The sequence below is a fragment of the Aquirufa sp. genome (assembly GCF_964796385.1).
The window spans coordinates 40,068-52,482 of record NZ_CBAUBA010000006.1 but is presented as its reverse complement, the minus strand read 5'-3'; the positions used below and the strand labels follow the sequence as shown (position 1 = coordinate 52,482).

9 protein-coding genes are annotated in these 12,415 nt (G+C 36.8%); 7 read left to right on the top strand and 2 right to left on the bottom strand.

What is annotated here, in order from left to right:
* Positions 1–224: 224 nt before the first annotated feature.
* The gene (dnaA, locus tag AC1W6K_RS03550) at positions 225–1,652 is read left to right on the top strand and encodes a chromosomal replication initiator protein DnaA (RefSeq protein ID WP_481946463.1); all 1,428 of its coding nucleotides are present in this window, start codon (positions 225–227) and stop codon (positions 1,650–1,652) included.
* Between the two features lie 42 nt (positions 1,653–1,694).
* Here dnaA and recA read toward each other — a convergent pair whose 3' ends face one another.
* The gene (gene recA, locus AC1W6K_RS03545) at positions 1,695–2,756 is read right to left on the bottom strand and encodes a recombinase RecA (RefSeq protein WP_481719603.1); all 1,062 of its coding nucleotides are present in this window, start codon (positions 2,754–2,756) and stop codon (positions 1,695–1,697) included.
* Positions 2,757–2,905: 149 nt separating this feature from the next.
* On the opposite strand from recA, the gene AC1W6K_RS03540 reads away from it, so the two are divergent.
* Entirely contained in the window at positions 2,906–3,700 is a 795-nt protein-coding gene (locus AC1W6K_RS03540; RefSeq protein WP_481946462.1) for a DUF3108 domain-containing protein, read from the top strand.
* On the opposite strand, the gene AC1W6K_RS03535 is transcribed toward AC1W6K_RS03540, so the two are convergent.
* Positions 3,697–4,998 (bottom strand): cryptochrome/photolyase family protein, encoded by a 1,302-nt coding sequence (locus AC1W6K_RS03535; RefSeq protein WP_481946461.1) that lies wholly within the window; start codon positions 4,996–4,998, stop codon positions 3,697–3,699. The two genes, AC1W6K_RS03540 and AC1W6K_RS03535, sit on opposite strands and share 4 nt — an antisense overlap.
* A gap of 159 nt (positions 4,999–5,157) precedes the next feature.
* Here AC1W6K_RS03535 and queA point away from each other — a divergent pair, with 159 nt between their 5' ends.
* The 5 genes from queA to AC1W6K_RS03510 all read left to right on the top strand — a co-directional run bounded on the left by queA (position 5,158) and on the right by AC1W6K_RS03510 (position 12,381).
* Positions 5,158–6,210, top strand: a complete 1,053-nt coding sequence (queA, locus tag AC1W6K_RS03530) for a tRNA preQ1(34) S-adenosylmethionine ribosyltransferase-isomerase QueA (RefSeq protein ID WP_481719606.1) — start codon at positions 5,158–5,160, stop codon at positions 6,208–6,210.
* 17 nt (positions 6,211–6,227) lie between these two features.
* Positions 6,228–6,923: a 2-C-methyl-D-erythritol 4-phosphate cytidylyltransferase gene (locus AC1W6K_RS03525; RefSeq protein ID WP_481719607.1), complete on the top strand. Its 696-nt coding sequence runs from the start codon at positions 6,228–6,230 to the stop codon at positions 6,921–6,923.
* Entirely contained in the window at positions 6,916–9,285 is a 2,370-nt protein-coding gene (locus tag AC1W6K_RS03520; RefSeq protein WP_481719608.1) for an efflux RND transporter permease subunit, read from the top strand. Before AC1W6K_RS03525 ends, AC1W6K_RS03520 begins: the two co-directional genes overlap by 8 nt.
* Entirely contained in the window at positions 9,285–10,454 is a 1,170-nt protein-coding gene (locus tag AC1W6K_RS03515) for an MFS transporter (protein WP_481946460.1), read from the top strand. Before AC1W6K_RS03520 ends, AC1W6K_RS03515 begins: the two co-directional genes overlap by 1 nt.
* Before the next feature lie 295 nt (positions 10,455–10,749).
* On the top strand, positions 10,750–12,381 hold the full coding sequence (locus tag AC1W6K_RS03510) for an NADP-dependent glyceraldehyde-3-phosphate dehydrogenase (protein WP_481946459.1): 1,632 nt from the start codon (positions 10,750–10,752) through the stop codon (positions 12,379–12,381).
* The last annotated feature ends 34 nt before the right edge of the window (positions 12,382–12,415 follow it).

Below are 12,415 nucleotides of genomic sequence, written 5' to 3'. Positions count from 1 at the left end.
AAATTTTTAGGCAATTTTATTCAAGTAAAATCAACATTTATTTATTTTTTGAAATTTGGAAGACCCCCGAATTTTACTATTTTTGTCTCCCCGCTAAAAAAACGAATTCGTTTTTCGTAGTAAAAAAAACACTTCATTGAAGTTATAAATAAACCAACTTTTGAAGGTTAACCTTTAATTAGTTGGCATGGAATTTTTGTCTCTAAAAATACGTAAACAAATAAATGCAAACTGAATTAAAAGACTTATGGCTACGATGTTTGGAAATTATCCGAGAGGATGTTTCTAGCCAAAGTTTTTCAACTTGGTTTGTACCAATCGTCCCTTTAAAATTTCAGCATAATACATTAACGATTCAAGTTCCTTCCCAATTCTTCTATGAGTGGTTGGAAGAAAACTATGTTGCCGTTTTACGCAAAGCTATTGACCAGACGATTGGTAAACGTGGTATGTTAGAATATTCGATCGTCATAGATAAAGGAGATCGAAAAAATCCACCAATTACGTTTAATCTACCGACTGTATCACAAGGTTTTAATAACCTATCGAACCAGCAAAACGATCAACAGACTTCAACAAGAAATCCATTTCAATTTAAAGATTTAGATTCATTGGCATTAGATTCATATCTAATTCCAAAATATACATTTGATAAGTTTATTGAAGGAGATTGCAATCGATTAGGCCGTGCGGCAGGTATGGCTGTGGCCAATAAACCTGGATTAACTTCATTTAACCCACTGATGATTTACGGAGGAGTAGGATTAGGTAAAACACACTTAATTCAGGCAATCGGAAATCAGATTAAAGAAGAATTTCCAGAGAAATTTGTCTTGTATGTATCAACTGAAAAATTCACAAATCAATTTGTCAATGCGATTCGGAATAATTCAATTGAGACATTTACCAACTTTTACCTTCAGGTTGATGTATTAATTATTGATGATGTACAATTTCTTTCTGGAAAAGAAAAAACACAAGAAACGTTCTTTAATATATTTAATCATTTACATCAATCAGGAAAACAAATAATTCTGTCTTCTGACCGCGCACCTCGAGATTTGGCAGGTATGGAAGACCGTTTATTAAGTCGGTTTAAATGGGGCTTGACTGCTGATTTACAACAACCTGATTTTGAAACTCGTATTGCTATTATACAAAAGAAATTGCAGGACGATGGAATTCAAATCAATTTTGATGTTTTGGAGTACTTAGCGCATTCGATCCAAACGAATGTACGCGAGTTGGAGGGCGTCATCATCTCATTAATGGCGCAAGCCTCTTTAACTAGAAAAGAAATTGATCTGGAATTAGCCAAGTCAACATTAAAATCGATTGTCAACGATCAAGAAAAAGAACTTAGTGTCGACAATATCTTGGAGGCAATTACGACACACTTTGATGTAGATATGCAAACGCTTAAAGGAAAATGTAGAAAAAAACAAAATGTTTTTCCTAGACAAGTAGCCATGTACATGCTGAAGGAGCTTACAAATCTACCCTTAAAATCAATTGGTTATCATTTTGGGGGCCGTGACCATAGCACGGTTATTCATGCAGTACAATCTATTTCCGAGGCAATAGAATCCGACAAGAATGTAGAGAAAACGGTTAAAAAACTCTTTAATCGCTTTAATATAGCATTAAACTAAAAAAAGAGGCTTAGGCCTCTTTTTTTAGTTTACTAGATAAATCTATTCTTCTACAACGACATCTTTATCAATTAAAGCTTTATCGTCACCTTTGACCTTTTCCTTAATCTTTTGCTCAAGCTCATCCATCAATTCAGGATTATCCTTAATCAAATCTTTTACGGCATCACGGCCTTGTCCTAAGCGATTCCCATTATACGAAAACCAAGACCCCGACTTATCAACTACACCTAAATCTACACCCAAGTCAAGCACTTCACCTGCTTTCGAAATTCCTTCACCATACATAATATCAAACTCAACCACTTTAAAAGGAGGAGCCATTTTATTTTTCACAACTTTTACACGCGTACGATTACCTGTAATAGAATCAGCACTTTCTTTGATTTGACCAGCCCGACGAATATCTAAACGAACAGAAGCATAAAATTTCAGAGCATTACCCCCTGTAGTTGTTTCTGGACTTCCAAACATAACACCAATCTTATCACGTAGTTGATTGATGAAAATACAGCAACAACCCGTTTTGTTAATTGTACCAGTCAATTTACGTAAAGCCTGTGACATCAGTCGAGCCTGAAGACCCATTTTTGAATCCCCCATCTCCCCTTCTATTTCAGCTTTAGGAACTAATGCCGCAACCGAATCAATAACAATAATATCAATAGCACCAGAACTAATCAAATGCTCCGCAATCTCAAGTGCTTGCTCGCCATTATCTGGTTGTGAAATCAATAAATTCTCCGTATCAATACCTAGTTTTTCGGCATAAGATCGATCAAATGCATGTTCTGCATCGATAAAAGCAGCTAAACCACCCGCTTTCTGTGCCTCAGCAATACAATGTAAGGTTAATGTTGTTTTACCAGAGGATTCTGGTCCATAAATTTCTACTACACGACCACGCGGTACACCACCAATACCTAAAGCTAAATCCAAACCTAATGAACCTGTTGATATGACGGGAACATCCATAACTTTACTATCTGACAAACGCATCACAGTCCCTTTCCCGTAAGCCTTATCTAATTTTTCCAAAGTAGTCTGCAGTGCCTTTAATTTCTCAGCTGCAAGACCTTGTGCGCTGTCCGATTGTTTTGCCATGTTATATTTATTGATAATTTTGAATGTTCCTTGTAGATTTAATGTCTTTCATCTAAATCCAAACAAAAATAGGAAATACCACGTAATGAAAAAACAAATAAATTGATATTCTGTCGTCAAATAAATCCTTTGTAATTAAAACCAAGCTCTTGCAATTCAAACCATCTTTTTTCAGCAAACACTTACATGTAATTATCATATTATTGGTTACCATCCACCCAAGTATATGCCAAGAAAATTCCAGTATTTTAGCTAACGAACATTTAAAATACCGCATACATCTCGGTTTTATTAATGCCGCAGAAGCAACAATTCACACAAGTGGACAAACGCAACAAGTAAATGGCCAAGAAACTCGAAAAATTGAAATAACGGGTAAAACTGTTGGTATACTAGATATCATATCGCCCGTAGTTGATTATTGGTCTGCTTACCTAGATACCGACTCCCATCTACCAATTAAAACAGAGATGCGTAAAAAGGAAGGTCGATACCGAAAAACAGAAACAGTCATATTTGATCATGCCAATTCAGTAGCTAAAATAAACTCACCACAAAACAAGCCAACAGTCAAAAATTTAGCAATAAATAAATCAACTTTGGATTTAATCGGGGGCTATTTTTTCTTACGCGATAAGCCTTTAGGTGAAATGAAGATAGGCCAAAAGCAGAAAGCCAACATATTAGTTGACGGAATTATCTATGAAATTTGGTTTATCGTGAAAGGATTCGAAAAAATCGAAAGTCCTTGGGGAAATAAAAATTGTATACGAACCACCTTAGTGCTACCAAAAAACAAGATGTTTAAAGAAGAGGATGCAATTCAACTGTGGATAACCAATGACAAATATCAGTTACCCTTCAAAATGGAAGTTAACTTAAAAATCGGGTTCCTTTCGATAGATTTAACCGACTATACGATTGAAAATAAAAATGTATACTAAGCTTTAGCTAGTGCTTTTTTGTATGCCACTAAAACACGCTCTCGTGCCATTTCATGATTTACAATAGGTTTAGCATAACTTAACTCTTGAAATTCTGGTACCCATTTACGAATATATGCCAACTCACCATCAAATTTTTTAGTTTGTAGAGTGGGATTAAATACGCGAAAATAAGGAGCCGCATCGCAACCAGAACCAGCTGCCCATTGCCAACCACCATTATTGGCAGAAAAATCAAAATCTACTAATTTGGCAGCAAAATAGGCTTCTCCCCAGCGCCAATCAATCAATAAATGTTTGACCAAAAAACTCGCTACAATCATTCGAACACGATTATGCATAAATCCGGTCGCATTCAATTCTCGCATTCCAGCATCTACAATCGGATAACCCGTTTGGCCTTGCTTCCAAGCATCAAACTCTTCTTCATTATTTCGCCATTCCATACGATCATATTCTTTGCGAAAAGCATGACCAATGGATATATGTGGAAAATGATGTAAAATGTTAAAATAAAAGTCCCGCCAAATTAATTCATTCAACCATACTTCTGATTTTCCTATCGCTCGCAAAACAAGACTTCGAATCGAAACTGTACCAAATCGCAAATGGACAGATAACCTACTCGTCCCCGGTAATGCAGGAAAATCCCTACGCTCTCCATAATTACGAATTAAATCATCTGCAACTGTTGGCTTAGGAAAAGCCAATCCCGTCGATTCAAATCCAATTGATTCTAAACTCAAAAAATCAAATTTCGCTGATAAATAGTTTTGAAGTACTTCAGAAGGAAACTGAACGATAGGTTCTGCACGAAGGCGCTCTTTCCATTTTCGCGAATAAGGAGTAAATACGGTATAAGGAGTCCCTTGTCCGCTTAAAACCTCATTTTTTTCAAAAATCGCTTGATCTTTATAGGTATGAAATTTAATTTGCTGAGATTCAGCCCAACGCATAATGACATCATCGCGATCACACCCATACTTCTCATAATCATGATTAGTGTAAATAGCACGAATCGTATAATGAGATTGTAAATTCTTAAATGCCTCCAATGGTTGCGCATGTAACACACAAAGATCTCCACCTTGTTTCTGAATATTCGACTTTAATTCAGATAAAGAATTATGAATAAACTCAACTCGGGCATCCCGGTGATCTTCCAACCGTTCTAAAATAGTGGGATCAAAAATAAATAGTGGCAATACGGGATTTTCTCCTTTCAGAGCTGCCCAAAGGCCATGATTATCCGTAATTCGTAAATCACGCCGAAACCAAAAAATAGAAACTGACTGCATAGGATAGTTCTTACTAATTTAAAACCTGACTTTTTTCAAATTGTTTAAAATATACCTTGACAAGCCCCCCTTCAAAAGTGTATATTTGTAAAATTGCAAATTTTATGCACCAATTGCGCACGCAATTGGAATCATAAATTCATTTCAAACCCCATCCGAATGAAATTATCTGAATTCAGATTTGATTTACCACAAAACTTAATTGCTTTAAACCCCACAGAAAATCGCGAAGACGCTCGCATGATGGTCATTAACCGAAAGGAAAAAACTATTGAGCATAAGAAATTTACAGATATCGTAGATTATTTTGGAGATGGAGATGTTTTAGTAACGAACAATACCAAAGTTTTCCCTGCCCGTCTTTATGGAAACAAAGAGAAAACAGGCGCTCAAATCGAAGTTTTTTTGTTACGTGAATTAAACCGCGAACACCGTTTATGGGATGTATTGGTCGACCCAGCAAGAAAAATTCGAGTAGGAAATAAATTATATTTTGGCGATTCAGATTTAGTAGCTGAGGTTATTGATAATACCACATCGCGTGGCCGTACGATTCGTTTTTTATACGATGGCGATCATGAAGCGCTCATGGCGGCAATTCACGAATTAGGTGAAACGCCACTTCCAGATGAGATTCGTCTTAAGCGCGCGGCGACAGAAGAAGATCGTGACCGTTTTCAAACAATTTATGCAGAGCACGTGGGTGCGGTAGCAGCACCAACTGCCGGATTACACTTCTCCAAAATTATCATGAAGCGTATGGAGTTAAATGGAACCCAATTTACGCCACTTACTCTTCATATCGGATTAGGAACTTTTCGCCAAGTAGATGTTGAAGATCTTACAAAACATAAAACCGATTCAGAACATTTTATGATTAACCAAGATACATGTGATTATGTCAATCAAGCTATTGATGGCAAAAAACATGTGTTGGCCGTAGGAACTACAGTTATGAAAGCCTTGGAGTCATCTGTATCAGCTAGCGGTCACTTAAAACCGATTGATTCTTGGACAGATAAATTTATCTTCCCGCCGTACGAGTTTAAAATACCAACTGCCCTTTTAACAAATTTCCATTTACCTGAATCTATTTTATACATGATGTCATGTGCTTTTGGTGGATATGATTTGGTTCAAGATGCATACCAACAAGCCATTAAGGAGAAATATCGCTTTTTCAGTTACGGCGACGTAATGTTAATAATTTAATTGTAAATGGGTTTATTTTGAAAAAAATAGCAATTATAGTTGCGGGAGGTAGCGGACAACGCATGAATTCGTCGGTACCGAAGCAATTTTTACTGCTTCAAAATAAACCCATTCTTTTTCATACCTTGGCAGCATTCAAAGCCGCCATTCCAGATATTGAATTAATTCTAGTCTTACCACAAGATCAATTTGATCATTGGGCCACACTAGGAAAGAAATATCCTGAAATTCTTACACAAACTCCTCACAAATTAGTTGCCGGAGGAGAAACCCGATTTCATTCGAGCTTAGCTGGTATTCAAGCCATTACCTATGGGACTGAATGTTTAGTTGCAATCCATGATGGCGTGCGTCCATTGATAAGTAAACAAACGATCCAACACGCATTTGAGGAAGCATCCAAATACGGCAATGCGGTCGTTGCAATGCCATCAAAAGATTCAATTAGAATGTGGAACGACGAAAAAAAAGCTTTTATAGCTGTAAATCGTGCCGATATACGTGTTATTCAAACACCTCAAGTTTTTAAATTAAACACGCTACGAAAAGCATACGCAAATGGATATAATTCCCATTTTACAGATGATGCGAGTGTTGTTGAAAATATAGGAGAACATATTCATGTAGTAGAAGGGACATATGCCAATATTAAAATAACAACGTCAGAAGATTTAGCGTTGGCTGAAATATTAAAAGGAGAAGTCAATGAATAAATCATGGAATTGGATTGGGACTCAAATCCTCAAATTCAAATTAGCCATTCTAGGTGTTTTATTTTTTACGACGATATGGTTAGCATACACAGCTAGCCAAATTCAACTTAGCTATGAATTAGCTAAAATTCTTCCTCAATCGAACGAACAATTTCAGTTGTACGAATCATTCAAGAAGAAATATGGTGAGGATGGCAATGTAATGGTCATCGGATTGGAAAATCCAAATTTGTTTAAACCAGCTGAGTTTGATGCATGGAATAACTTGTTTACCGAAATCAAAAAAGAGGCAGGCATCAAGTCCATGTTAGCATTACCCAATCTACCTGAAGTCTATATTGATACGACAAGAAAAATCTTTAAAACAAGACCACTGTATGTGGGGTCAACAAATAGCTCGCAAGCTGAATTAGATTCATTAAAATCCAAAATCAACAAATTACCGATTTATCGAAATTTCCTTTTCACAGAAGATCTCCGGGTTCATTTGATGTTGATTACGCTTGATCAAAAGACTATCAACAATAAAAATAGAATTTCACTCGTAAAAAAAATCAAATCCCTTGGTGAAAACTATTCAGCTAATACAAAAAATAAGTTGCATTATTCTGGAATGCCATTTATCCGTACAGAATATACGTCACAAGTAACGAATGAATTGGTATTATTTCTGTTGTTGGCAATCGCAGTAACTTCCCTCATTTTATTTTATTTTTTCAGGTCAATTCAAGTTGTCTTTTTCGCACTAATCGTAATTCTAATTGGCATCGTAGCCTCACTCGCAACTATAGTTCTTTTTGGATTTAAAATCACACTATTATCGGGATTAATCCCCCCACTCATTGTGGTAATAGGCGTACCAAATGTAATTTTTTTACTGAACAAATACCACGAAAACTATGCTGAAACTAACGATAAAGAAGCATCACTGCTGGGGAGTATAGCAACTGTGGGCCGAACGTTATTTTTAGCGAATATTACTACGTCTATTGGATTTGGTGTATTTGCATTTACGGGTTCGGCCTTGCTGGTGGAATTTGGCATAGTCGCATCATTGAATGTCATGTTCACATTCTTATTGTCTTTGGTATTGATTCCTATCTTTTTTAGTTATTTAAATCCACCAAAGGCGAAAGATTTAGCTCATTTTGAAAGTAAGAGAATTAATCGATTCCTAACGCGCGTTGAATTTTGGGTATTTAAGCGTCGGAAAGTCATCTATAGTATCATTGGTTTTTTACTTGTTGTTTCTCTGTATGGTTTAAGCAAAATAGAGGCTGTAGGCTATATCGTTGACGATTTACCAAGAGAAAATGCTATTTATACCGATTTGAAATTTATCGAAACACACTTCAAAGGCGTTATGCCATTCGAAATTTCAATCGATGCACATGAATCAGACCGAGCACTTTCACCAGAAATCTTGGCAAAAATTAAACGAACTGAAAAACTAATAGGTCAACACCCTGAATTTACGCAGGGTCTCTCTTTAGTTACGGCAACAAAATACCTTTATCAAGTCTATCGGGGCGGAGATCCCAAATATTTTACCTTACCGGGAATTGATGAACTTTCAAAATTAAAAGATTTCCAAGGTAGCTTACAAGGGAAACAAAATTTATTCGCAGGTTTCTTAGATAAAGAAAAACGATTTACGCGTATAAGTTTTCAAATGGCCGATATTGGAACTGTCCGTACGCAAAAACTGTACGATGAGCTTCAGCCAAAAATTGATACTATTTTTCGAACTGATAGTGAATCAGGTGATATCTTACCTGCAAGTGATGCGCGGGCCTATGATGCAAAAATTACAGGAAACTCAGTAATTTATGCATTTCAAACAGCTTATTTGCAGACAAACTTGATAGAAAGCACAATTACGGCCATTATACTAATTTGTATTTTAATGGCACTTTTATTCCGCAGCTGGAAAATGGTCATTATTTCAACCATCCCATCCTTAATACCATTACTTATTACGGCGGGGTTGATGGGATTCTTTCACATCGCATTAAAGCCAAGTACAATTCTAATTTTCTCTATTGCCTTTGGTATTTCAAGCGATGGAACCATATATTTTTTAACGCGATACAAGGAGGAGTGGTTTAAAAATTCAAATAATGTTGCCAAAGCAGTACAAATCACCATTCAAAAAACAGGTGTTTCCATGTTCTACACAGCCATGATCTTGTTTTTTGGGTTCTTTATTTTCACTGCATCAACCTTCAAAGGGACACAAGCACTTGGAATTCTCGTTTCCATCACGCTACTGATGGCTATGATTTGCAACCTTATTTTGCTACCAGCCTTTTTAATGGGTATGAATAAAAAAGAGACCAAGGCCTTCATCGAAGAAATTTAATGGGAAAACCTGCGTCAATTTATACGTTGAATTTTGTACTTCTGTGTGTAAGTAATTTCTTGTTCTCAGCTAGTTTTTCAATGATAATTCCTGAATTACCTGATTATTTAGCTAGCCTTGGTGGGAAAGAATATATCGGATATATCATCGCATTATTTACACTGACGGCAGCATTAAGTAGGCCATTCTCAGGGAAATTGACTGATCATATCGGAAGAATTCCTGTTATGGCATTTGGTTCATTGGTATGCTTTTTATGCGGCGGACTCTACCCAATTATCCATACAGTTCAAGGGTTTCTATTTTTGCGATTTTTGCATGGTATGTCCACGGGAACAAAGCCAACAGCGACAGCAGCGTATGTTGCGGATATAATTCCTGAGAATAGAAGAGGAGAAGCGCAAGGAGGATTAGGGATATTTACGGCTACCGGCATGTCTATCGGCCCTGCAATAGGCAGTTATTTAGCTAGTGAAATAGGCCTCCGAGAGATGTTCTGGATATCATCAGTTTTTGCCTTGTTATCAATTTTGATTCTATTGCGCATGAAGGAAACTCTTCCCAAATCCATGAAATCAAAATTATCAAGTAAAATATTTAAAATTGGTTGGAGCGATGTATTTGAACCTACTATATTACCCGTTTTTTGGATTATGTTATTTGTTTCCTTTTCATCTGGTGTTGTAGTTACCTTAATGCCAGACATTTCCAAAATAATTGGATGGCACAATAAAGGACTATATTTCACCATCTATACCATTTCATCCATCGTAGTCCGGATATTCTTTTCAAAAACATCGGATAAATATGGCCGTATTCCCGTCCTGCTCTATTCTGCACTCGTTTTAGCGGCAGCCATGTTTCTAATGGTTTTAGCACCTAGTCCTTTGACGGTCATTAGCTCAGCTATTCTATTCGGCTTTGCTTGGGGCTTTAACACACCTACCTTAGCAGCCTGGACAACAGATTTAGCCAATAAAAATCATATGGGACGTGCCATGGCCACGATGTATATTGCGTTGGAAATAGGTATTGGACTGGGAGCTCTTTTTGCGGGCCAAGTATATCAAGGATTCGCTAAAAATATTCCTTTGCCATTTCTAATGAGTGGAATTTTAGCTATTATCGCCTTTATTTCTCTTTTAAAATACCGACACAAACTGGCATAAAATGACATTTAGCGAATATTTGCAATCTAAAAAAATCGACGAAATAAGCTTTTCTGCTAACGATAGTAGCACTTTTCACGCATGGAAAAATCTATTTGAACAAATAAGTGTAAGTAGCTTTACCGATCAAAAGAAATTTAAAATCAATCAGATTAGACGCAAATTTCTATTGATATCAGAAAAATAAATGTTAAAAAATAGTAAATTTTTAAAAAATCATATAACTATTAAAATTTTTACTTGTTTGATTTGATAGCAATGTACAAAGCGAAGAACTTTGTATTAGAAAAAAAAGATGAAGCAAATGCAAGCAAGTGAATTAGAAAAGCTGTTTCCTGATGCAGCAAGTATCCCAAAAGAATTTGACCTAACTAGTCCCATTGAGCAACGTGAATACTTAGTCAATGGTGAAATGCGTCAATGGTCAGGAAAGACTCAAGATGTTTGGTCCCCTATTTATATCAAAACCAACAAAGGTTTAGAGCAAAAACGAATTGGATCTTATCCAATCACAGATGCTACAGATGCTATGGAGGTGTTGTATGCAGGAGTAAAAGCCTATTCCAATGGTCGGGGTGAATGGCCTTCTATGTCGGTAAGCCAACGAATCGAGTGCGTGGAGAAATTCACGCAAAAGATGATCCAAAAACGGGATGAAGTTGTCAAATTACTCATGTGGGAAATTGGCAAATCACTGGCGGACTCTCAAAAAGAATTTGATCGGACAGTTCAATATATTTACGATACCATCGGTGCGTTAAAAGATATTGATCGTACGTCTTCAACATTTTTAATTGAAGAAGGAATTATTGGCCAAGTAAGACGCTCACCATTAGGCGTAGTTTTGTGTATGGGACCATTTAATTACCCCTTAAACGAGACATTTACAACGCTTATCCCAGCCCTGATAATGGGTAATACGGTTTTATTTAAACCCCCAAAACACGGCACTTTATTGCATTACCCATTACTTGAAGCATTTAAAGATTCTTTCCCTGCCGGAGTAATTAATACACTATACGGTCGTGGAAACTCCATCATACCTCAACTCATGGAATCTGGGAAAATTGACGTTTTGACCTTGATTGGATCTTCAAAAGTTGCCGATAAGCTTAAGAAAATGCATCCAAAGGTGAATCGTCTGCGTGCGATTTTAGGTCTAGATGCGAAAAATGCAGCGATTGTAACCGAAAGCGCACAATTAGATGTAGCCATCAATGAGTGTTTGTTAGGGTCATTATCATTCAATGGTCAGCGGTGCACTGCGATCAAAATTATCTTTGTGCATAAATCATTGGCAGAAGCATTTAACAAAGGATTAGCTGAAAAAATTGAAGCCCTAAAATTAGGGATGATGTGGGAAACTGGTGTACAAATCACACCGCTACCCGAACCTAATAAACCTGCCTATTTGAAGGAGTTAATCGAAGATGCCAAATTACACGGTGCCACGGTTATCAATAAACATGGTGGAGAAAACTTCAAGTCAATCTTCTTCCCTGCTCTATTGTATCCTGTCAACAGTAAAATGAAAGTTTGGCATGAAGAACAATTTGGGCCGGTGGTTCCTGTTGTTCCTTTTGAAGATATTTCTACCCCAATCGATTACATTCACGAGTCATCACATGGCCAGCAAGTCGCAATTTTCGGTACGGATGTGAATCAAATTTCAGCTTTAATTGACGAAACAGTCAATCAAGTATCGCGCGTAAATGTAAACGCACAATGTCAGCGTGGACCAGATTCATTCCCATTCACGGGCCGTAAGGATTCCGCCGAAGGAACACTATCCGTAACAGCGGCCTTGCGATCGTTCTCGATTCGTACGGTGGTGGCTACGAAAGCGAACCAACTGAATAAAGATATTGTCAATCAAATTGTTGAGAACCAACAATCAAATTTCTTATCAACACGATTTATCTTGTAGCTTAACCTGTAAAACATAAAAAAGCCCTTGAAAA